A 23,114-nucleotide genomic window follows, 5' to 3' on the forward strand; every position below is an offset into this window, starting at 1 on the left:
TTCCATTCAGGAATGTCTGGTATGCTCAAAATTCATGATGTGATCCGTGGCACATTTCTGGGTTTAATTGTATGATGAATGCGTTTCATCAAGGACTTTCACCATGAGCAAATCATTGAATATCATCTGGCAGTACTTGCGCGCATTCGTCCTGATTTACGCCTGTCTCTACGCCGGGATTTTCCTCGCGTCGCTGCTCCCTATCACCATTCCTGGCAGCATTATCGGAATGCTGATCCTGTTTGTGCTGCTGGCGCTGCAAATCCTGCCGGCAAAATGGGTCAACCCGGGCTGCTTCGTACTCATCCGCTATATGGCCCTGCTGTTCGTACCTATCGGTGTCGGGGTGATGCAGTACTTTGATTTGCTCAAAGCGCAGTTCGGCCCCATTGTGGTGTCTTGCACGATAAGCACGCTGGTGGTTTTCCTGGTAGTCAGCTGGAGTTCGCATCTGGTTCATGGCGAACGTAAAGTGGTTGGGGAGAAAACAAAAAAATGATGGCCAATATCTGGTGGTCGCTGCCGTTAACGCTGGTTGTGTTTTTCGCCGCGCGTAAGCTTGCCGTACGTTTTAAGATGCCATTGCTTAACCCGTTGCTGGTCGCAATGGTGGTGATTATTCCTTTTCTGCTGCTGACGGGTATCCCGTACGAACGCTATTTCGCGGGCAGCAAAATTTTAAACGACCTGCTGCAACCTGCCGTCGTCGCCCTTGCCTTTCCTTTATATGAACAGTTACACCAGATCCGCGCGCGCTGGAAATCCATCATCACCATCTGTTTTGTCGGCAGCCTGGTGGCGATGATCACCGGGACATCCGTCGCACTGCTAATGGGGGCATCTCCGCAAATTGCTGCCTCAATCCTGCCGAAATCCGTCACCACGCCTATCGCGATGGCCGTGGGTGGCAGCATCGGCGGCATTCCAGCCATCAGCGCCATGTGCGTCATTTTCGTCGGTATCCTTGGCGCCGTATTTGGCCACAGCCTGTTAAATGCCATGCGTATTCGCACCAAAGCGGCCCGTGGTCTGGCGATGGGGACAGCGTCGCACGCTCTGGGTACCGCGCGTTGCGCTGAACTGGACTACCAGGAAGGCGCATTCAGCTCGCTGGCACTGGTGATCTGCGGGATTATCACCTCCCTGATTGCTCCGTTCGTCTTCCCGATTATTCTGGCCGTTGTGGGCTAAAATTTGCGATACGTCGCGCAAATTTTATTTTGTTTTCATAAGTTGCATACATAATGAGAAGTGGATCACATATTAAGCCCTAACGGCTCCGTACACTACCGATCCATTAACCTTTATGAGGCATCGCCATGCATCCACGTTTTCAAGCCGCTTTCGCCCAGCTTGCAGAGAATTTGCAGTCAGCCCTGGCCCCGGTTCTGGCGGATGAGCATTTCCCCGCCCTGCTGACGGCAGAGCACGTCACGACGCTCAAACAGGCGACGGGGCTGGACGAAGACGCGCTGGCTTTCGCACTGTTGCCGCTGGCTGCCGCCTGTGCCCGCGCCGATCTCTCCCACTTCAACGTTGGTGCCATTGCACGCGGCGTGAGCGGAACCTGGTATTTCGGCGGGAATATGGAATTCCTCGGCGCGACCATGCAGCAAACGGTTCACGCAGAGCAGAGCGCCATCAGCCACGCCTGGCTTCGCGGCGAAACAGCGCTGAGCGCCATTACCGTTAACTACACCCCGTGTGGCCACTGTCGCCAGTTTATGAATGAACTGAACAGCGGGCTGCAACTGCGTATCAACCTGCCGGGCCGTGCACCGCACACGCTGGGGGATTACCTGCCAGACGCCTTTGGCCCGAAAGATCTGGATATCAAAACCCTGCTGATGGACGAGCAGGATCATGGCTTTGCGCTTTCCGGTGATGCACTGAGCGAAGCGGCAATTACTGCCGCCAATAAAAGCCATACCCCGTACAGCAAATCTCCAAGCGGCGTGGCGCTTCAGTGCCGTGATGGCCGCATCTTTAGCGGCAGCTACGCTGAGAATGCGGCATTCAACCCAACGCTGCCGCCTCTGCAAGGCGCACTGAACCTGCTGAGCCTGAACGGGTACGATTACCCTGATATCCAGCGCGCGATTCTGGCAGAAATTGCCGATGCGCCGCTGATCCAGTGGGATGCAACCGCCGCCACGCTGAAAGCGCTCGGCTGTACCACCATTGACCGCGTACTGCTGGCGTAATACTGAGTGCGGGCAGAAATGCCCGCCCATCTGATGAAAAACCCCTCAGTTGAACCGCTGTTTCTTGCTCTTACCGGACGGGTAAAGTAGCCTGAGTGAAATCTCATCTGCGGAACGAGCCATCTGTATGTTAAAGCGCGTTTTTTACAGCCTGTCTGTCCTGGTCGGCATACTGCTGTTGACTGCGCTTGGTCTCGACCGCTGGATGAGCTGGAAAACCGCCCCCTACATCTTTGATGACCTGCAAGACCTCCCTTACCGTCAGGTAGGCGTGGTGCTTGGCACCGCCAAGTACTATCGCACTGGCGTTATCAATCAGTATTACCGTTACCGTATTCAGGGCGCGCTGAACGCCTACAACAGCGGCAAAGTGAATTACCTGCTGCTTAGCGGTGATAACGCTCTGCAAAGCTACAACGAGCCGGTTACGATGCGTAAGGATTTGATTGCTGCTGGCGTTGATCCGGCGGATATCGTGCTCGACTACGCCGGTTTCCGTACCCTCGACTCTATCGTGCGGACCCGCAAGGTTTTCGACACTAACGACTTCATCATCATTACCCAGCGTTTCCACTGTGAACGCGCGCTGTTTATCGCGCTGCATATGGGTATTCAGGCCCAGTGTTATGCCGTGCCATCACCAAAAGATATGCTTAGCGTGCGCGTGCGTGAATTCGGTGCCCGTTTTGGTGCGCTGGCTGACCTGTACATATTCAAACGCGAACCGCGCTTCCTGGGCCCGCTGGTGCCAATCCCGGCGATGCACGAAGTACCGGAAGATGCGCAGGGTTACCCGGCGGTCACGCCAGAGCAACTGCTGGATATGCAGAAAAAAGAGAAAAAGTAGCCCTCTTTTATTCTTTCTTTACGCCACGAGCCTCTCTTTTTATCCCGCCTTTACGCCCGCCCTTTTAAGCTGAGTTCACTGCCGTTACGGCTTCATTGAAGAATGACTATGAACTCAATAATGAATGCTTTTTTCCTGAAAAATATCCGCCAGTACTTCAACTTTCCGGGGTTATCTCTTCCGGGGACACATAATTCCGGCCTCTATTTCGATGAGAAAATGGCTGCCATGACGCGCACGTTTTCGGTGGAAGTGGCGGATTATCTGGAGCGTTATCCGCAGACAAAACACATTGACGTTTACCTGAACGATATCAATGGCATTATGCGCGGTAAGCGGCTTTCAGTGGATAACATGCTGAGTCTCGGGAACGGCTGCTATTTTCCCCTCTCGGTCTATTCGATGGATCAGAAAGGGAAGATTGCCGCACCGCTTGATGATGAGCCAGACCGGTTATGCGTTCCGGTTGCCGGTTCCCTGCGCCCTTCGTTACACGATCCGCAGCACAGCGCGCAGATCCTGCTGACGATGAAAGACAGTAACGGGGAAAGCTGCCCGTTTGAACCCCGCGTGATATTGCAGAACGTCCTCGAACGCTTCCACCAGCACGGGCTTTTCCCGGTGATTGCGCCGGAAGTTGAGTTCTATCTGACAGGGAAAGGCGCTCAGGATCCGCACAATCAAGGCTGTTTTCAAATGGACACCTCAACAGCACACGCGGCGCTGTTTGATGAGCTGGAACAGCTGGCACAAAGCCAGCATATCCCACTCACCGGGATCGTAGCTGAGGCTGAATCTGGTCAGTTCGAACTGAACCTCAGGCACAGTCATCGGGTGGTTGAGACGTGCGATAACGTGCTGGGATTGCGCCGTTTGACCCGCTTTGTCGCCGAAAAAAACGGTCTTCAGGCCAGCTTTATGGCTAAACCCTTTAGCCTTCTGTCAGGCAGCGGTCTGCATTTCCATTTCAGTCTGAATAATATTCATGGCGAAAACGTGTTTGCTTCACCCGCTGAGGAACTCAATGGCATGATGCGTTTATGTATCGCAGGCCAGCTGGCGCTGATGCCCGCATCCATCGCCATCTTTGCTCCAGGTGTTAACGGGTTTCGCCGTTTGCGTAAAAACCTGACCGAGCCATTATTCAACTCCTGGGGCTATAACACCCGCTCTGCCGCGCTACGCATCCCCTGCTCGGACGAAGGCAATCGTCGTATTGAATATCGGCTGGCGGGTGCAGATGCCAATCCCTATCTGGCGGTCGCGACCATCCTGACGGGTATGCTGTATGGACTGGAAAACATCGATGAGCAAGATTTGCCTGAAGCGCAACATGATGAGCCTGTACTCCCGCTTTTCCAGCAGCACGCTATCGAGGCATTTTCCGGCAACCAATATTTGATTGATAGCCTGGGCGAGGCCTTTTCACAACAGTGGATTGCCTGCAAACTTTCTGAACTCGAAGGGTTTGAACGTATCGTCACCGAACAAGAACTGACGCTTGCGTAAAATAAAAAAGCCCGCTCAGAGAGCGGGCCAGATAATGCAGAGCGTGTTTATTTCTTACGGGCGTATTTCAGTGAATCCAGCGCGACCGCGAAGATAATGATTGCGCCTTTGATGATGTACTGCCAGTACGGGTTCACGCCGATATAGGTCAGACCGTAGTTGATAACGGTGAAGATAATTACACCGGTTACCACGCCGAGAACCGTACCCACGCCGCCGCTGAAGGAAACGCCGCCGACCACGCACGCTGCAATCGCATCCAGTTCGTACATGAAGCCGAGGTTGTTGGTTGCAGAGCCGATACGGCCCGCTTCCAGCATCCCGCCGAAGGCGTAGAACACACCAGACAGGGCATAAATCATCAGCAGGTTCAGCGCCACGTTTACGCCAGAGACTTTCGCCGCTTCCGGGTTACCGCCGATTGCAAAGATGTTCTTACCGAAACGGGTTTTGTTCCACAGGACCCAGACGAAGGCCACCGCAATCAACGCATAGAAGGTGATATACGACAGACGGAAGCTGCCCAGCGCGATAAACCCTTGCGTAAAGGTCGAGAAGCCGCTGTCGAAGCCTGAAATTGGGGACGCACCCACAAAGTCGTAGTACAGGGAGTTGATACCGTAAACGATGATCATCGTACCTAAGGTAGTGATGAATGGCGTTACGTTCAGATAAGCGATGATGATGCCGTTAATCAGGCCAATGATTGCACCGATGGCACACACAATCAGGATCACCACGAAAATCGGCATGGTTGCCATTTCCGGGAACACTTTGTTGGCGTTTTCCATCGACTGCAACATAGTAGCGGCGATAACCGCGGCAAGGCCAACCTGACGCCCTGCGGAAAGGTCAGTACCCTGGGTCACAATCAGACCTGCCACGCCGAGTGCGATAATAATACGCACGGAAGACTGGGTCAGAATGTTACTCAAGTTCAGCAGGCTTAAGAACGTAGGGTCCTGGAAAATGATAATGGCCAGTAACACTAAAAGAACAACGTAAATACCGCCGTCTTTCAGATAAGTGAGAAAACTTTTTTTATTTAACGCACTCATGAGGAGCCCCTGATCTTAAAGGTGCAAAGACGCAAGACGGAGAATTTCGTTTTGCGTTGTCGTTTTGGTGTCAACAATACCGGCAACGAGACCATTGCTCATAACCAGAATACGATCTGTGATCCCTAACAATTCCGGCATTTCGGAAGAAATAATAATGATCCCTTTATTCTTTTTAGCCAGCTCAGCAATCAGCTGATAAATCTCAAACTTTGCACCCACATCGATACCGCGGGTTGGTTCATCCAGCATCAGAATTTCTGGCTGGGTTAATAACCAACGACCGATAATCACTTTCTGCTGGTTACCACCTGACAGAGAGCCGATTTGTGTACGGTGGCCCGGCGTTTTAACACGCATGGAGTCAATAACCCACTGGGTATCACTCTTCATGCGGGAATTATCCAGCAGACCGACTTTGTTCTTATAATTACGAATATTAGAAATTAACGAGTTAAAGTTAATATCCAGATAAGCGTAAATACCGGTAGAACGACGTTCTTCCGTCACCAGCGCAAAACCATGGTTAATGGCTTCGTTAGCGTTGTGGTTGTTAATTTTTTTACCGTGCAGCGTAATGGTGCCGTCGGCTTTTTCGCGAATACCAAACAGGGTTTCGACGATATCGGTACGTTTAGCACCGACCAGCCCTGCGATCCCCAGAATTTCGCCTTTATGCAGGTCGAAGGAGACATCGCGAATGGACGGTTGACGCAGCGAGGTCAGGTTACGCACCTCAAGGATCACTTCACCCGGCTTGTTCTCACGGTCCGGGAAACGCTGGTTCAGCGAACGGCCAACCATCATGGCGATGATCTTGTCCATGTCCAGCCCTTCGAGCGGTTGAGTGGCAATCCACTGGCCGTCACGCAGAATGGTGATTTCATCGCACAGCTGGAAGATTTCTTCCATTTTGTGCGAGATATAGACAATACCGCAGCCACGATCTTTGAGTTTACGAATAATGGTAAAAAGGTGGTTAACCTCTTTTTCCGTTAATGACGATGTCGGTTCATCCATGATGACGATTTTTGCATCATAGGAGAATGCTTTTGCAATTTCGATCATCTGCATCTGGGAGACCGATAATGTACCGACGCGGGCGCGCGGATCGATATCAATATCCAGCTCATCGAAAATGGCTTTGGTGTCGCGATACATTTTATCCTGATCGACAAATACACCTTTGGTTGGATAACGACCCAACCACATATTATCCATTACCGAACGTTGCAGTACCAGGTTCAATTCCTGGTGAACCATCGAGATACCATTTTCCAGTGCTTCTTTAGCCGAATGGAAATCGATCTCTTTCCCCTGAAAAAGAATGCTGCCAGAATCTTTTTGATAGATCCCAAAAAGACATTTTAATAATGTTGATTTACCTGCACCGTTTTCACCCATCAAAGCATGAATAGAGTGAGGACGAACTTTTAAATTAACATTATCGAGTGCCTTAACACCGGGAAAAGACTTGTTGACACCGGTCATTTCCAACAAGTATTCACCGGACGACTGAGTATTTGTGCTGACCATAATTATACCTTGTTGGCCTCGCATATCGCGTTATAAAAGGGCGCAACGAATTGCGCCCAGTGGAGACAGTACTAATTACTTATTTACCGATAAACTCAGCCAGGTTGGACTGGTCTACGCCCACGTATGGAACGCGAACGATTTTGTTTTCAATCTTCCAGTTGGTGCCATCAGCTGCACCTTTACCGTCGGCCAGGTTTTTCGCCAGATCGAAGGTGGCTTTCGCCTGGTTGTTAGCATCGTTCAGAACGGTACCGGCCATTGCGCCAGATTTAACCAGCGCCAGTGCTTCTGGCAGGGCATCCACACCGAACACAGGAATGGAAGATTTGTTGTGTGCTTTCAGCGCTTCTACTGCACCCATTGCCATCGCATCGTTGTTGGCGATAACCACTTCGATTTTGTTAGCGTTCGGGCCAGACAGCCACGCGTCCATCTTATCTTTCGCCTGAGCGGTATCCCACATTGCGGTATCTAACGCCAGCTGCTGAGTTTTCAGGCCTTTTTCGTTCAGTTCTTTGATAACGTAAGTGGTACGTGCTTCAGCATCCGGGTGGCCTGGTTCGCCTTTCAGCAGAACGAACTGGATCTGACCGTCTTTGTTCAGGTCCCAGTTAGGGTTTGCCGCCCAGTGTTTAGCAATCAGATCGCCCTGGATAATACCGGACTCTTTGGAGTCAGTACCCACGTAAAACGCTTTGTCATAGCTGTCCAGCGCTTTACGAGAAGGTTCTTTGTTGAAGAAAACGATTGGCACATTCTGGCCACGCGCTTTCTCGATAACTGTGCCTGCCGCAGCTGGGTCAACCAGGTTGATTGCCAGTGCTTTCACGCCTTTCGCCAGCAGTACGTCGATCTGATCGTTCTGCTTGGACTGGTCGTTCTGGGAGTCATTCATCAGCAACTGAACGTCTGGCGCTGCTTTAGCATCTTTCTCGATAGCTTTACGAACAACAGACATGAAGTTGTCGTCGTATTTGTAGATTGTCACACCAATACGGGTATCCGCAGCGTGCGCTGTTGCACCAAAAAGCATACTTGCCATAACAGCAGACAGAGTCAACACCTTCTTATTCATGGTATCTCCGGTTTTTTTATGCAGGGTAGTTCTTGTGAATAACGGTCGGCGGGCAGGTGTTAAGAAAACGTTACTGACAGCCGAAGTTCACTTATAAAATTTCTATCTTCCGTGTTCGGTAACGCTCCAGAAATGCGTTTTATTGGTTGTTTGCGGCACTTTGGCTATAGTGAAAGTGATTAATCACCGTTACATAGCGTTTCAGCTCCTAAAACGCTGACATCATAGTAAGCGCCTTGTTAAGATACTGTGAATTTACTCACAGATTGAAAACGGTTACATCGACCTGCGTAATCAGTTAGTGATCGGAACCACAGTTTGTCGAATAGATACCGAATGGCGACGCACTAAAGTCGGCATGAAACAGTGTGTTGCTCCCGGATCCAGCTGCCCTGCCGCGCCTTGTAACGCCAGCTCAGTCGCCAGTTTTGCCATTGAGGCAATCGGGTATCGCACCGTGGTCAGTTGCGGATCGGTGTAACGGGCAATCGGGATATCGTCAAAGCCAATCAGCGACAAATGCTGTGGCACCGCAATACCGTTGTCTTTCAGCGCCGTAAGCGCACCCGCCGCCATGTTATCGTTGTAGGTAAAGACCGCTGAAAGCTGAAGATTGCGCCCCAGCAGTTCCACCATCGCGGCTTCCCCACCCTGCATATCCGGCGAGCCCGTGCCCACCCAGCTTTCCAGAGGCGTAATGCCGTGTTCTTTCAGCGCCCGCTGCCACCCTTCACGGCGCATCGCATCGTCTTCAATATGATGGCTGGACGCCAGAAAGCCGATACGCTGATGGCCATTGTTAATCAGCATCCGCGTGGCCATCATGGCACCGCTGATGTTATCCAGCCCGACACAACGGTGGGCGTAACCCGGCACAATTCGGTTGATTAGCACCATGCCAGGGATCTGTTCCATAAACCCGGCCAGCTCCTCATCACTCAAGGCTTTTGAGTGAACAATCAAGGCGTTACATCGCTGGCGGATCAGAACTTCAATCGCATGACGCTCTTTTTCAGCCTCGTGGTAGCTGTTGCCTATCAGCACATACTTCTGGTGCTGCTGTGCGACAACGTCGACCGCTTTGACCAGTGCGCCGAAGAAGGAGTCCGATACGTCCATCACCACCACACCAATAGTGTCGCTGACCTGGGTAGCTAACGCCTGGGCATTGGCATTCGGCCTGTATCCCAGCTGCGTGACGGCTTTCATCACGGCTTCACGGGTTTCAGGGCTGACCAGCGCGCTGTTGTTCAGCACGCGCGAGACAGTAGCAACAGAAACGCCCGCCAGGCGGGCGACGTCACGAATGGTGATCATATTCACCATCCTTAATAGGATTGCAGCAACTCACAGACACCCCCTGTGTTAAGCAAGGTGGCTATTTTGGCAGCGAGAGAAAGGGGACTACGTGAAGAAGCTCACACGGATGAAAACGCTTACATCCGTTTTGTTAATGATTGTGATCCAGATCGTTATCTGGATGTATTACTCAATGATACACCCGAAGCATGTGCGGTTAATTGCCGCCATAGCCATTCCAGTGGTCCCTGGCGGAAATAACGCAGCCAGATAACCGAAAACGCCACATTCACGACCCAGACCGGAATAACAAACGCCAGCAGTTCGAGTCGGTCGAATTTCATAAACAGACCAAAACGATAGAAAAGCGTGGTGCAAATCAGCGTTTGCAGAATGTAATTGCTCAGCGCCATTCGCCCAACACAGGCAACAGCACTCACTAACCAGAAGCGGCACAGCTGTGGCCAGAAGCCGTAAATCAGCGCCGCATAGCCAATGGTCTGGAACGGTGCGCCAAGCTCGCGTGGCACCTGAAGCAGAAAGGCGCACCAGCGGTAATTCCAGTCGAGATGCCACTGCATCACGATGGCCGGAACGTTAATCAGCACGCCAATGGCTACCAGTCCGGCCCCGACACGACGATAATGACGAAGGCTGAATTCGCCTTTCAGCCAGCCCGTACGCATCAGCGAGGCCCCCATCAGCATCATTCCCGCCAGCTGCCAGCCGTACTGTGCACCCAGCGCCAGAAGATTGTCGCCGAGCATATCTGCCCGGTTGCTAATGGCTTCCGCGCCGCCTTTCAGCTTCCAGAACTGTTCATACTGGAGGTTAGCCGCATCCGGGATCCACGACCGATTGGTGGCGTCGCCCGAAATCATCCCCAGCAGGATCAGCACGCCAATGCCCATGAGATACAGCATCACGCCGGTGTTAAAGAGGCTTTTCACGCTGTGCGCATCGCGGATCAGTCGCCAGCAGATTAAGCCGACTAACCCATAAGCCAGCAGAATATCGCCGTCCCAGAAAAGCAGGCCGTGGATAAAACCCAGGATCACTAACAGAGTCAGACGTGACTGTATCCAGCGCGTACCGCGCTTTAACAGCAACTGAAGACCAGCACCAAACAGCAGTGCGAAGAGGGTAAGGAATTTAACCTGGGCGAAAAGATCGAGGAACGCCCATGTCCAGGCATCGCTACGGGTGATGTCGCCGTACCACGCCGGGTTGAGATAAGCGGCCTTTGGCAAACCAAAGGCGCTGATATTGAGCAGCAGGATACCGAGAATGGCGACGCCGCGAACAAAATCGAGCGTGACATTTCGCTCCATGTACCCTGCCCTGCCTGATTAGTTGTGGTGACGTACCGCGCGCAGGAACTCCTGGCGAGTATTCTGGCTGGATTTAAACAGGCCGCCCAGAGACGTGGTCGTGGTCGCGCTGGTTGCATCGCGAACGCCGCGCGCTTTCACGCAATAGTGAACCGCATCGATAGACACCGCTACGTTATTGGTCCCCAGCAGCGTTTGCAGCGCAGTAAGGATCTGTTGCGTCAGACGCTCCTGTACCTGCGGGCGCTGCGCAAAGAAACGCACAATACGGTTAATCTTAGACAGACCAATCACCGTATCTTTCGGAATGTAGGCCACGGTGGCTTTACCGTCGATGGTGACGAAGTGATGTTCGCAGGTGCTGGTCAGCGTAATGTCGCGAACCGTTACCATCTCATCAACCTTCATCTTGTTTTCGATAACGGTGATTTTCGGGAAGTTAGCGTAGTCCAGACCTGAGAAGATCTCATCGACATACATTTTCGCGATGCGGTGAGGGGTTTCCATCAGGCTGTCATCGCTCAGGTCGAGGTTCAGCAGTTGCATAATCTCGGTCATATGGCCGGAAATCAGACGTTTACGTGTTTCATTGTCCATCTCCTGAACGGGTGGACGCAGAGGCGTTTCAAGGCCGCGCGCAAGCAGGGCTTCATGAACCAGGGCAGCTTCTTTACTGAGTGATGACATTTATTTTCTCCCGCAGGTGTGGCTGTCTTCTGCCCTCGTTGTGGCAAAAGTGTGCGCTCATTGTGCGTGAGGCGGCGCACATAATCCAGTATTCACGACGATAATTATTGCAATTGCTGTTGCCTTTCAGCCTGACGGTTCCAGACTAACGCGCCGCCAATAAACAGCGCAATACCAGCAAGCCCTAACGCAGGCTCCAGCTGATGCAAAAACCAGGTCGATAATGCCGAGGTCACGGGGCCAATGAGTTGTCCAACAGCATAGCCCGTGGTGAGCAACCCTGCCATGTAGCGCGTATGCTGAGGCGCCAGTTCCCGGCCATATAAAAGGGAAAGCTGAACGGCGCACAGGAACCCGCCGCCCACCAGCAATCCGCCCAGCAATAAGCCCGCGATACCCGGCACCAGCCAGGCCGCCAGCACGCCGACACCCTGCAACCACAGCACAATGGCCAGCCTGCGGTTAGAAGATGAGAAGTGACGCAACATAATGCTGAGCCCAATCCCCACCACGGATGCCGCGCCAAAGAGCGGCCAGACAAACTGCGCAAACAGGCTGCCCGGGAAACGCGCGACCGCCATTTGCGATAAAAATGTCGCAGGCAGGATATACCCAAAGCCCGCCAGGCTATAGCTCCAGACCAGACGCCGCAGATTGGTGGTCAGGACCAGCGGTTCAGGCGCCGTCTCAGGGCGGTGAAGCTGACCGCCACGGGGAAGATAGCGCGCCACCAGCGTCACCAGGATCAGCGCCAGTACGCCATAAATCTGCCATGCGGCACCCGCCGGGATCGCCCTGCTCTGGATGTAGACCGCCAGCAAACCGCTAAGCGCGATACCCGCGCCCGGCCCGGCAAACACCGCCGCACTCAGCCCCGGTTTGCCCAGATATCCCAGCCGCTCGTTGGTCCACGCCGCAATCAGCACCATTGACCAGCCGCTCATACAGCCGATGGCAAACCGCATTACGCCGTGAACTATGGCGTTATCCGCAACCGCTGAGAGCAGGGTCAGCGCAACCGCACCGGTGATCCCGACCCAGAGTCGCGCTTCCACAAAACGATGCGCTCGCATGGCATCCCAGGCCCCGGCCAGATAGCCGAGGTAGTTCATCGCCGCCACCAGCCCGGCGCTCGTCAGCGTAAGTTGTCCGTCCGCAATCATCAGCGGCACCTGCGGAGTGAAGGCGAAGCGCCCAATCCCCATCGCAACGACCAGAACGACAAATCCGCTGAGCGCAATACGCAGCGCCATGACCACTCCAATTGTTAAAAATAAGTTAATTTATGATGCAGTATCTTGCTGCTAAGCGGAAGTGAAAGTTACTCACAGGTAAATGAAAACTCTGTATTATGGGTTTAATGAATACCACTTCGTATAAGGAGCCTTGCATGGAACTGCTCGAAGAGCACCGTTGTTTTGAAGGTCGACAGCAGCGCTGGCGGCACGACTCCACCGTACTGAACTGCGCCATGACGTTCAGCATTTTCCTGCCACCTGCAGAAGAGGGAGCGAAACCACCCGTTCTGTTCTGGCTGTCGGGTTTAACCTGTAACGACGAAAACTTCACCACCAAAGCGGGTGCGCAGCGCATTGCCGCTGAACTGGGCATTGTCCTGGTAATGCCGGACACCAGCCCGCGCGGTGATGATGTTGCCGATGACGCCGGATACGACTTAGGTAAAGGCGCAGGCTTCTATCTGAACGCCACTGAGCAGCCTTGGGCCAGCCATTACCGCATGTATGATTATGTCCGTGACGAGCTGCCGGCCTTGATTCAGGCCGAGTTTGCGGTCAGCGATCGTTGCGCGATCAGCGGTCATTCTATGGGCGGACACGGCGCGCTGATCATGGCGCTGAAAAATCCAGGTAAGTTCACCAGCGTTTCAGCATTTGCACCCATTGTGAACCCAACGCACGTGCCGTGGGGGCAGAAAGCCTTTACGCAGTATCTGGGGAATGATGCCGAAAAATGGCAGGCATGGGATAGCTGTGCACTACTGCTGGCAAGCAATGCTGAAGATGCGATCCCGACGCTTATCGATCAGGGTGATGCCGATCAGTTCCTGGCCGGACAGCTACAGCCTGCGGTGTTTGCTGAAGCAGCACGCCAGAAAGGCTGGCCGCTGACGCTGCGTATTCAGCCGGGATACGATCACAGCTATTACTTTATTGCGTCCTTTATTGAGGATCATCTCCGCTTCCATGCGGAGCATTTGTTCGGGTAAGTGCGGCCTTTCATGCCCGGTGGCGCTTCGCTTACCGGGCCTACGGGTTTGTGCTGTTTTGTAGGCCGGGTAAGGCGCAGCCACCACCCGGTACATTACCGCATCAGAACTTATAATCCACGCCCACAAAGTAACGGCGGCCATCTTCCGTGTAGCTGTAATCGTCACGGCTCAGGTCTTTATCCAGCAGGTTCTGCACGCCGGCACGCAGCTTCACGCTTTTCGTTGCCTGCCATGCCGCACCGGTGTTCCAGATAACATAACCACCCGGCGTTGCTTCGCCCGACGTCAGCGCACGCTTCTCACCGGTGTAGTTCCCCTGGACATAGAACGACCAGTCCTGCGTTGCCTTCCAGTCGACGGTACCATTGGCGGTGTGGAACGGCAGTTCGGACAACGGTTTGTTACCGCCGTTGCTGATATCACGGCCATCGTTATAGGTGTAGTTCAGCGTCACTTTCCAGTCTTCTGCCACCGGGAACTTCAGCTCGGTTTCTACCCCACGGATGCGGGCCTTATTGACGTTGTAATAACGGAAAATAGGTTCGCCGTCGGCGTTCAGCCCGACATAGTTCGGGTAGCTCTGAGCCTGATTGACGTTAGCCGTACGGCTGATGCTGATCCGGTCATCCACGTCGTTCTGGAACGTGGTAATGCTGGCCTGCACGCCTTCTAACCAGCCCTCTTCTCCGCTGTAGTACAGCCCGAGCTCGAAGCTTTCGCTGGTTTCCGGTTTCAGATCCGGGTTACCGATAATTTCACAGGCACCACGGCATGAACCCGTCACCCAGTCCGGGCTAAGTTGCAGCAGCGATGGCGCTTTAAATGCGGTTGCCCAGCCCCCTTTCACCGTAACAGTATCGGTCGCGTTGTAGACCAGATAGGCACGCGGGCTCCAGTGATCGCCGTAGGTTTCATGGTCATCCATACGGATGCCGGTGGTCAGCGCCAGCGGTTCAAAGATGCGCCATTCGTCTTCCAGGAAGAGCGCATACTGGCTCGCAGATGTCGCACTGCTGGAGCCGCCCGTCAGGTTGACCGGATCTTTCAGCTTGTCGTGACGCCACTCCCCGCCAAAGGTCAGAAGCTGGTTGATCTCAGACAGCGGCAACACGTATTTACCGTCAACGGAATTGCTTTCGGAGGTGATAGTGCCTGTGTTCCCCGGGTTCTTGTTATCCACTTTTTCGCCGTAGAATTTGAGCTCGCTATTGCCCATCCCCCAGCGGCCATTGTGGCTCAGGGAGTAGTTCTGGCGCTCCAGGCGGTTCTGGTCCAGCGAGTCGGAGTCACGATCCTGGCGATCGAAACCATAGCCCGCGGTAAAGTCATGATTTTCATTTGGCGTCCAGGCGAACTCAACGTTGGCATCCCGGCTGGTGAAGCCCTCAATACGCGGCGTTTCCCCGGAGGCAGTCGTGGAAGATTCTTGCTGGTCGTCTTTTTCACGCTTAGACAGGCTTCCGTAGGCTTTCAGCCCCAGAACGCCGTCCACCAGCGGACCGCTGGTATAGAACTGGCCGTTGTAGGTGTCGCCACGATCGCGGTGTTCCTGAATGGTGGAGTCCGCACTCAGGGTTCCGGTCCATTTCTGGCCGATTTTTTTGGTGATGATGTTCACCACCCCGCCCAGGGCGTCGGAGCCGTACAGCGAAGACATCGGCCCACGCACCACTTCGATGCGCTCGATGGCATCCACCGGTACCCAGTTCAGGTCAAAATCGTTGTGACGGAAAACCGCATTGCGGGAGTTCACGCGTTTTCCGTCGACCAGGATCAGCGTGTAGCTGCTGTCCAGGCCACGGATGCTGACCCCTTTACGGTTATCCCCTTCGTTGGTGAGCTGTACGCCTGGCACGTCCTGTAACACATCTTTCAGGTTCTGGACGGGTTTACGCTGCAAATCTTCCTGAGTAATGACGCTGATACTGGCCGGGGCGTCTTTCAGGTTTTGCTCGGTAGCGGCGGCCGTCACCACCATTGTGTCGCCGGATTCGGCTGCGATGACAGGCAGTGCCAGGGACATTGCGGACGCACAAAGTCCTCCCCTGACGAAGGGATTCAACCTAAACATTCCATATCTCCATGAGGTAAATACAACTAAATCAAATAATTATTGCTCGCAATGCCTTGCTGCCCGCCCGCATCTCCGGCTGGTCGGGTTCCTGCTTATTTTTCCGTAACGATAAAGCAAACGATAACTATTATCAATTTAATTGTTAAGAAATATATCTGTTCTTCATAATGTGGAGATAAAAAAACCCGCTCAGTTGAGCGGGTTAAAAAGAGAGGAAGTGCGATTATTTTTTAAATCGTTCCGGGAAATCCATTTCGCTGTAGCGAACGAATTGGGTGCCTTTCGTCAGTTTGTAACCAAACCAGATGACCAGGAACAGCGGGATACCAATGTACGTGGCCGTTACTGCGCCCCAGTCAATGGTGTCCGCAAGGAAGGCTTCATAGTTCTGACCAAGAGTAATAATCAGGCACAGAATGAAGGCGAAAATCGGCCCCAGCGGGAAGAAACCTGAGCGATACGGCAGGTTGTTAATGTCATGACCTTGCATCACATACCCGCGACGGAAGCGGTAATGGCTGATAGCAATCCCCAGCCAGGCAATGAAGCCCGTCATACCGGAGGTGTTAAGCAGCCACAGGTAGACCGTCTGGTTGCCGAACATCGAGGTCAGGAAGCACAGGCCCGCAATCACAGTAGTCGCATACAGCGCGTTACGCGGTACGCCGCCACGGGACAATTTCGCGAAGATGCGCGGCGCTTTACCGTCGCACGCCAGGGTATAGAGCATACGGGTTGAGGCGTACATACCTGAGTTACCCGCAGACAGCACCGCGGTCAGGATAACGGCGTTCATCACCGCAGCCGCAGAGAGCAGACCCGCGTGCTGGAAGACCAGCGTAAACGGACTCACGCTGATGTCTTTCACATCATTACGCAGCAGGCTCGGATCGGTATAAGGAATGATCAGGCTGATAATCAGGATGGCGAACACATAGAACAGCAGGATACGCCAGAACACCTGACGCACCGCGCGTGGAATGTTCTTCTCTGGATCTTCAGATTCACCTGCGGCGATACCGATAAGCTCTGTCCCCTGGAAGGAGAAGCCAACAATCATCGCCACGCCAATCATCGCTGAAAGCCCGCCCGCGAACGGCGCATCGCCAATCGACCAGTTGCTCCAGCCCGCAGGTTCAGCACCTTTGAAAATACCGACGATCATTGCCACACCGACAACGATAAAGATAATGACGGTCGCCACTTTGATCAGAGAGAACCAGTATTCTGCTTCACCAAAACCGCGAACAGAGATGTAGTTCAGCAGGAAGATCACGCACAGGAAGAGTGCGCTCCAGATCCAGCCCGGCGTATCCGGGAACCACCAGTTCATGACCAGCTGTGCAGCCACCAGGTCAACGGCGATGGTCACCGCCCAGTTGTACCAGTAGTTCCAGCCCAGCGCGAAGCCAAAGCCTTCTTCAACGTATTTTTGACCGTAGGTTGAAAACGAACCCGACACTGGCATGTATGCCGCCAGTTCGCCCAGACTGGTCATCAGGAAGTACACCATCAGGCCAATCAGGATATAAGAAAAGAGTGCCCCACCCGGGCCTGCCGCGGAAATCGTTGCGCCAGAGGCAACGAAAAGACCTGTACCGATAGAACCGCCGATAGCGATCATCGTCAGGTGACGCGCCTTAAGTTCGCGGCGTAGCGCGGGCGCTTCTGTGGTTTTAATTTCTGAAACCATGTGAAAATGCTGTCCATTTAATAAATGAGGCGCGATTGTAACAGACGATAAGCGTTCCTTCTGGCAGAAATACCCAGTTATAAGAGAGCTTCATGACTCAGCCTGGATTATAAGTAACGCAAAAAAAGGCAGGATAAAAAGAGGCCCATCCCCGGCCCGCAAAGCGCCACCGGGGAGAGAAATTCAGATTTCGCAGTAACGCAGAAAACGCTGGAGCGAGCTGGAAAGATGCTTCTGGCGATGATGAATGCACCACAGGGTTCGTACCAGTTTAGGCAGCGGCACCGGAATTTCGACCAGGGTGCCGGATTCAAGCTGTTCGGCAATCACCCTGCGGGAGAGACAGCTTATTCCTAATCCGTGGCGCACCGCGTGTTTGATGGCCTCGGAATTCCCCAGCTCCATTCCCAGCTGAAACTGCGGCAGATGGGATAACAGCAGATAATCAACAATTTCACGCGTCCCGGAGCCGTGTTCACGTAAGATCCACTGCGCCTGAGCCAGACGATCCAGGGTTACCTCTCCTTCAAATAAAGAAGAAGCAGGAGACGCAAAGACCACCAGTTCATCTTCCAGCCAGGGTTCAGCAATCACATCCACGTTATGACAAGGCCCTTCGATAAGACCGATGTCCACGCGAAAATCGATCACCGCATTAATGACGTCCTGGCTGTTTCCCACGCTCATCTCCAGAGGCAAGGTGGGGAAATCACGACGATAGCGGGCAATCACTTCCGGGAGGATGTAGTTACCGATCGTACTGCTGGCGTAAACGCGGATCGCGCCGTTGTCTTCGCGGAACAGCTGCTCGATTTCTGTCGCCTGTTCCAGCAAGGCCAGCGCGCGCGGGTAAAGCAGACGGCCGTGTTCGTTTACCACCAGGCGCTTCCCTACCCTGTCGAAGAGCTGAACGCCGAGCTGCCCTTCAAGATCGGTCAACGCTGCACTGACCGCAGACTGAGACAAAGCCAGCATCTGCGAGGCCTGGGTAGTTGACCCGCTTTTCAGCACCTCGGCAAAAACTTCCAGCTGACGCAATGTAATGTGCATGGTTGCTTACCACTTATAAAGATTAATTATAAATATATAATCAATTTTATTTTTAAGCCAGGCCGCCGTAACCTTTTAGCCAGAGAAAGGAGAAGGTTATGACAGAACTCACCCTACAGAATCATCGTACAGTGTGGCACTTCGTGCCCGGTCTTGCGCTCAGTGCCGTTATCACGGGCGTGGCATTATGGGGCGGCAGTATTCCGGCGGTTGCTGGCGCAGGTTTCAGCGCATTAACGCTGGCCATTTTGCTGGGTATGGTCGTCGGGAATACCGTCTACCCGCATATCTGGAAATCCTGTGATGGCGGCGTTATCTTCGCCAAGCAACATCTGCTGCGCCTGGGGATCATCCTGTATGGCTTCCGCCTGACCTTTTCGCAGATTGCGGATGTCGGCGTCAGCGGTATCGCCATCGATGTGCTCACGCTGACCAGTACCTTTTTACTGGCCTGCTTTATCGGGCAGAAAGTCTTCGGGCTGGATAAACAAACCAGCTGGCTTATCGGTGCGGGCAGCAGTATTTGCGGTGCCGCCGCCGTGCTGGCAACCGAGCCAGTAGTTAAGGCTGAATCCAGCAAAGTGACCGTGGCCGTGGCGACCGTTGTCATCTTCGGTACGCTGGCGATATTCCTCTACCCGGCCATGTATCCGCTGGTTGCCCACTGGTTTACACCTGAAACCTACGGCATCTACATTGGTTCAACCATGCATGAGGTTGCACAGGTTGTGGCCGCGGGTCATGCCATTAACCCGGATGCAGAAAACGCGGCGGTGATTGCCAAGATGCTGCGCGTAATGATGCTGGCACCGTTCCTGATTATCCTGGCGGCACGTGTTAAACAGCTGGCTCCGGCGGGCAACAGCCAGAAAAGCAAAATCACGATCCCGTGGTTCGCCATTCTGTTCATTGTGGTGGCGGTGTTTAACTCCTTCCATCTGTTGCCTAAAGCCGTGGTTGATATGCTGGTTACGCTGGATACGGTTTTACTGGCGATGGCAATGGCTGCGTTGGGTGTCACCACCCACGTCAGCGCGCTGAAAAAAGCCGGTGCTAAACCGCTGCTGATGGCGCTGGTTCTCTTTATCTGGCTGATTGTGGGCGGCGGTGCAATTAACCTGGTCGTTCACAGTTTGATGGCATAAACCACCTCGTCCTTCTCCTGTTAACCCGCTATCATAAGCATTTCGGGTTAACAGGAGTTCTTGTATGAAATATGTTGGAGCGCACGTAAGCGCTGCCGGTGGCCTTGCGAATGCCGCCATTCGTGCTGCTGAAATCGACGCGACCGCTTTCGCTCTGTTCACCAAGAACCAGCGCCAGTGGCGCGCCGCCCCGCTCACCCGTGACGTCATTGATGATTTCAAAGCCGCCTGCGAGAAATATCACTTCGGGCCGGGCCAGATCCTTCCCCACGACAGCTATCTGATTAACCTCGGTCATCCGGTTGAAGAAGCGCTGGAGAAATCCCGTGAAGCCTTCCTCGATGAAGTGCAGCGCTGCGAACAGCTTGGCCTGACGCTGCTGAACTTCCACCCGGGCAGCCACCTGACGCAAATAGATGAAGATGCCTGCCTGGCGCGGATTGCAGAATCCATCAACATTACGCTGGATAAAACCAAAGGCGTGACGGCGGTTATCGAAAATACCGCCGGTCAGGGCAGTAACCTCGGGTTTAAGTTCGAGCATCTGGCGGCTATCATCGACGGCGTGGAAGACAAGACCCGTGTGGGCGTGTGTATTGATACCTGCCACGCTTTCGCCGCCGGTTACGATCTGCGCACTCCCGAAGAGACCAAAAAGACCTTCGACGAATTCGAGCGCATTGTCGGCTTTAAATACCTGCGCGGGATGCACTTAAACGATGCCAAAAGCGCCTTTGGCAGCCGCGTTGACCGCCATCACAGTCTGGGCGAAGGCAATATCGGTCATGACGCTTTCCGCTTTATCATGCAGGACGCCCGGTTTGATGGTATCCCGATGGTGCTGGAAACCATTAACCCGGATATCTGGGCAGAAGAGATTGCCTGGCTGAAAGCACAGCAGACTGATAAGGCGGTTGCGTAATAATGAACGACAGAGAGAAGCAGATACTCAAGATCCTGCGTCGTAATCCTCTTATCCAGCAAAACGAGATCGCCGATATTTTGCAGATCAGCCGATCACGCGTAGCGGCACATATCATGGATTTGATGCGCAAGGGGATGATCAAAGGGAAAGGCTACATCCTGACCGAGCAAGAGTACTGTGTGGTGGTCGGCGCGATTAACATGGATATTCGCGGCGTGGCGGATATCCATTATCCGCAGGCAGCGTCAAACCCCGGGAACATCCAATGTTCGGCGGGCGGCGTGGGTCGCAACATTGCGCATAACCTGGCCCTGCTGGGTCGCGATGTGCATTTGATCTCCGCCGTAGGCAGCGATTTTTACGGCGAAACCCTGCTGGAGCAGACCCGCCAGGCCGGGGTGAATATCTCCAGTTGCATCCGTCTGCACGGGCATAACACCTCTACCTATCTCTCCATTGCCAACCAGCAGGAAGAAACGGTTCTGGCGATTAACGATACCCATATTCTGGAAAAACTGACCCCGCAACTGCTGAACGGATCCCGGGATCTTATCCGCCATGCCGGAGTCGTGCTGGCTGACTGCAACCTGACGGCTGAAGCTATCGAGTGGGTATTTACTATCGCCGACGATATCCCGGTCTTTATTGATACCGTTTCTGAATTTAAAGCAGAAAAAATCAGGACCTGGTATTCGCGGATCCACACCCTGAAACCAACGCAAAAAGAGCTGGAGATCCTGTGGGGCCAGCCCATCCACTCCGATGCCGACCGCATAAAAGCGGTAACTGCGCTGCATCAGCAGGGTGTTGAGCACATTTATGTGTGCCTGAAAGATGAGTCGGTCTTTTGCAGCAAGAAAAATGGCGAGCAGTTCCTGCTCACGCCCCCTGCACACACGGTGGTGGACAGTTTTGGCGCCGATGATGGCTTTATGGCCGGGCTTATCTACAGCTATCTGGAAGGGAGCGATTTTCGCGACAGCGCACACTTCGCCATGGCCTGTGCCGCGTTATCGCGCGCCAGCGTCAGTATTAACAACCCAACGCTTTCCGCGGATAACGCTGTTTATCTGCTGCAAACCGCCCAGGCGTGATGCCCGGGCGGTTTCGTTACAAACCAATAAAGAACCCGGCAATAGTGGCGCTCATCAGGTTAGAGAGCGTTGCTGCTGCCAGGGCGCGCATTCCGAGCTGGGCAATTTCCGGCGCGCGTTGCGGCGCAATGGCGGAAAATGCCCCCACCACCACACCAATAGAGCCAAAGTTGGCGAAGCCACACAGCGCAAATGAAATAATCGCAATCGTTTTAACATCCAGCGCCCCCGCCGTTTGCAGGTATGGCGAAAGGTTGAGATAGGCCACGAACTCGTTAATCGCCAGCTTTTGACCAATCAGGCTGCCGGCAAGCGTGGCATCGCTCCAGTCCACGCCCATAATCCAGGCCAGCGGCGCCAGCATGTAACCGAAGATCCCTTCCAGAGTGGCATGGCCGTAACCAAACCAGCCGCCCACGCCACCGATAATGCCGTTAATCAGCGCAATAATCGCCACAAACGCCATCACCACGGTCGCCACGCCAGCGGCAATTTTTAACCCGGTCATCGCCCCGCTTGCCGCGGCTTCGATAATGCTTTTAGGCGGTGATTCGGTGAATGACAGATTCTCAAAAGAGACGTTCGACGCTTCCGTGGCCGGGCTCAGTATGCGGGCAAACAAAATCCCGCCCGGGATCGCCATCAGCGAGGCCGCCAGCAGATAATCAATCGGTACACCCATTCCGGCGTAACCTATCATCATCGATCCGGCAATCGAGGCCATTCCGCTGCAAATCGCGGTAAACAGCTCATTGCGGTTGAGGCGATCGATAAAAGGTTTCACGATAGCCGGGATCTCGTTTTGCCCGAGAAATATCGTGGTGACCGCCACAAAAGATTCAATCTTGCTGATGTTCAGCGCTTTCTGAAAAATCCCGCCAAGAACACGGATGAGCAGTCCCATCACGCCAATGTAATAGAGCAAACTGATAAGCGCGGTGACGAAGATAATGGCAGGCAGCACGCGGAAGGCAAAGATAAAGCCGGCGCCGTCAAACAGCACATCCATCTTAGGCCCTACCAACGAGCCAAAAATAAAGGCGCTTCCCGCATCGCTATAGGACATCACCTTATGAACGCCGAACGCAGCCTGCTCTACCAGCCATTTCCCCGGTGGAAAATAGAGCATGATTCCGCCGATAGCGATTTGTAGCACCAGCGCCGCCCCCACGGTTCGCAGGCTGATGCGCTTTTTATTGACTGACAACAGGAAAGCAATTGCCAGTAATACCACCATTCCCACAACACTTCTCATTATGTCCATTGTGAATTCCCTTCATGCCAGGAAACCCGGCGCTATCGCCAGGTTTTGGTATGTTTGCAATTCGTGGGCGACCGCTTTCTGCCCGCGCGG

At 53.6% G+C, this 23,114-nt stretch carries 20 protein-coding genes; 9 read left to right on the forward strand and 11 right to left on the reverse strand.

The window, feature by feature from the left end; all coding sequences use genetic code 11:
- Positions 1 to 103: 103 nt before the first annotated feature.
- The 5 genes from N1249_RS14690 (at position 104) to N1249_RS14710 (ending at position 4,560) form a co-directional block, all read left to right on the forward strand.
- Positions 104 to 499 carry a CidA/LrgA family protein gene (locus N1249_RS14690; protein ID WP_182061752.1) on the forward strand — a complete coding sequence of 132 codons (396 nt, stop codon included), beginning with the start codon at positions 104 to 106 and terminating at the stop codon, positions 497 to 499.
- Positions 496 to 1,191: a CidB/LrgB family autolysis modulator gene (locus tag N1249_RS14695; RefSeq protein WP_259830470.1), complete on the forward strand. Its 696-nt coding sequence runs from the start codon at positions 496 to 498 to the stop codon at positions 1,189 to 1,191. The genes N1249_RS14690 and N1249_RS14695 overlap by 4 nt, the downstream gene beginning before the upstream one ends.
- Before the next feature lie 128 nt (positions 1,192 to 1,319).
- Positions 1,320 to 2,204: a cytidine deaminase gene (gene cdd / locus N1249_RS14700; protein ID WP_259830472.1), complete on the forward strand. Its 885-nt coding sequence runs from the start codon at positions 1,320 to 1,322 to the stop codon at positions 2,202 to 2,204.
- Between the two features lie 127 nt (positions 2,205 to 2,331).
- The gene (sanA, locus tag N1249_RS14705) at positions 2,332 to 3,051 is read left to right on the forward strand and encodes an outer membrane permeability protein SanA (protein ID WP_182061755.1); all 720 of its coding nucleotides are present in this window, start codon (positions 2,332 to 2,334) and stop codon (positions 3,049 to 3,051) included.
- Positions 3,052 to 3,171: 120 nt separating this feature from the next.
- Positions 3,172 to 4,560 carry a glutamine synthetase family protein gene (locus N1249_RS14710; protein WP_259830474.1) on the forward strand — a complete coding sequence of 463 codons (1,389 nt, stop codon included), beginning with the start codon at positions 3,172 to 3,174 and terminating at the stop codon, positions 4,558 to 4,560.
- A 47-nt stretch (positions 4,561 to 4,607) separates the two neighbouring features.
- Here the strand turns inward: N1249_RS14710 and mglC are convergent, their stop codons facing one another.
- The 7 genes from mglC to N1249_RS14745 all read right to left on the reverse strand — a co-directional run bounded on the left by mglC (position 4,608) and on the right by N1249_RS14745 (position 12,802).
- On the reverse strand, positions 4,608 to 5,618 hold the full coding sequence (gene mglC / locus N1249_RS14715) for a galactose/methyl galactoside ABC transporter permease MglC (protein ID WP_014071026.1): 1,011 nt from the start codon (positions 5,616 to 5,618) through the stop codon (positions 4,608 to 4,610).
- Positions 5,619 to 5,633: 15 nt separating this feature from the next.
- Complete coding sequence (gene mglA, locus N1249_RS14720; RefSeq protein ID WP_014071027.1) at positions 5,634 to 7,154, reverse strand: galactose/methyl galactoside ABC transporter ATP-binding protein MglA; 1,521 nt, start codon at positions 7,152 to 7,154, stop codon at positions 5,634 to 5,636.
- Positions 7,155 to 7,233: 79 nt separating this feature from the next.
- Entirely contained in the window at positions 7,234 to 8,232 is a 999-nt protein-coding gene (gene mglB, locus N1249_RS14725; protein WP_259830482.1) for a galactose/glucose ABC transporter substrate-binding protein MglB, read from the reverse strand.
- Between the two features lie 294 nt (positions 8,233 to 8,526).
- On the reverse strand, positions 8,527 to 9,549 hold the full coding sequence (gene galS, locus N1249_RS14730) for an HTH-type transcriptional regulator GalS (RefSeq protein WP_259830484.1): 1,023 nt from the start codon (positions 9,547 to 9,549) through the stop codon (positions 8,527 to 8,529).
- Positions 9,550 to 9,704: 155 nt separating this feature from the next.
- Positions 9,705 to 10,862 carry a DUF418 domain-containing protein YeiB gene (gene yeiB / locus N1249_RS14735; protein ID WP_259830491.1) on the reverse strand — a complete coding sequence of 386 codons (1,158 nt, stop codon included), beginning with the start codon at positions 10,860 to 10,862 and terminating at the stop codon, positions 9,705 to 9,707.
- A gap of 18 nt (positions 10,863 to 10,880) precedes the next feature.
- Positions 10,881 to 11,549, reverse strand: a complete 669-nt coding sequence (folE, locus tag N1249_RS14740) for a GTP cyclohydrolase I FolE (RefSeq protein ID WP_014071031.1) — start codon at positions 11,547 to 11,549, stop codon at positions 10,881 to 10,883.
- Positions 11,550 to 11,653: 104 nt separating this feature from the next.
- The gene (locus N1249_RS14745) at positions 11,654 to 12,802 is read right to left on the reverse strand and encodes an MFS transporter (protein WP_259830494.1); all 1,149 of its coding nucleotides are present in this window, start codon (positions 12,800 to 12,802) and stop codon (positions 11,654 to 11,656) included.
- 137 nt (positions 12,803 to 12,939) lie between these two features.
- On the opposite strand from N1249_RS14745, the gene fghA reads away from it, so the two are divergent.
- Positions 12,940 to 13,776 carry an S-formylglutathione hydrolase gene (gene fghA / locus N1249_RS14750; RefSeq protein ID WP_259830495.1) on the forward strand — a complete coding sequence of 279 codons (837 nt, stop codon included), beginning with the start codon at positions 12,940 to 12,942 and terminating at the stop codon, positions 13,774 to 13,776.
- Between the two features lie 103 nt (positions 13,777 to 13,879).
- On the opposite strand, the gene cirA is transcribed toward fghA, so the two are convergent.
- The 3 genes from cirA to yieE form a co-directional block, all read right to left on the reverse strand.
- Positions 13,880 to 15,850, reverse strand: a complete 1,971-nt coding sequence (cirA, locus tag N1249_RS14755) for a catecholate siderophore receptor CirA (protein ID WP_259830497.1) — start codon at positions 15,848 to 15,850, stop codon at positions 13,880 to 13,882.
- A gap of 226 nt (positions 15,851 to 16,076) precedes the next feature.
- Entirely contained in the window at positions 16,077 to 17,546 is a 1,470-nt protein-coding gene (locus N1249_RS14760; RefSeq protein ID WP_014071035.1) for an amino acid permease, read from the reverse strand.
- 183 nt (positions 17,547 to 17,729) lie between these two features.
- On the reverse strand, positions 17,730 to 18,596 hold the full coding sequence (gene yieE / locus N1249_RS14765) for a DNA-binding transcriptional regulator YeiE (RefSeq protein ID WP_259830499.1): 867 nt from the start codon (positions 18,594 to 18,596) through the stop codon (positions 17,730 to 17,732).
- A 98-nt stretch (positions 18,597 to 18,694) separates the two neighbouring features.
- Here yieE and N1249_RS14770 point away from each other — a divergent pair, with 98 nt between their 5' ends.
- The 3 genes from N1249_RS14770 (at position 18,695) to N1249_RS14780 (ending at position 21,760) form a co-directional block, all read left to right on the forward strand.
- On the forward strand, positions 18,695 to 19,741 hold the full coding sequence (locus tag N1249_RS14770) for a YeiH family protein (protein WP_259830506.1): 1,047 nt from the start codon (positions 18,695 to 18,697) through the stop codon (positions 19,739 to 19,741).
- A gap of 64 nt (positions 19,742 to 19,805) precedes the next feature.
- Positions 19,806 to 20,663: a deoxyribonuclease IV gene (gene nfo / locus N1249_RS14775; RefSeq protein WP_259830508.1), complete on the forward strand. Its 858-nt coding sequence runs from the start codon at positions 19,806 to 19,808 to the stop codon at positions 20,661 to 20,663.
- 2 nt (positions 20,664 to 20,665) lie between these two features.
- Positions 20,666 to 21,760 carry a sugar kinase gene (locus N1249_RS14780; RefSeq protein ID WP_259830510.1) on the forward strand — a complete coding sequence of 365 codons (1,095 nt, stop codon included), beginning with the start codon at positions 20,666 to 20,668 and terminating at the stop codon, positions 21,758 to 21,760.
- 16 nt (positions 21,761 to 21,776) lie between these two features.
- On the opposite strand, the gene N1249_RS14785 is transcribed toward N1249_RS14780, so the two are convergent.
- A complete protein-coding gene (locus N1249_RS14785; RefSeq protein ID WP_259830516.1) occupies positions 21,777 to 23,024 on the reverse strand; it encodes a NupC/NupG family nucleoside CNT transporter in 1,248 nt (415 codons plus the stop codon).
- Between the last annotated feature and the right edge of the window lie 90 nt (positions 23,025 to 23,114).

The organism is Enterobacter sp. CP102, from assembly GCF_025152625.1.
GTDB classification, from domain to species: domain Bacteria; phylum Pseudomonadota; class Gammaproteobacteria; order Enterobacterales; family Enterobacteriaceae; genus Enterobacter; species Enterobacter soli.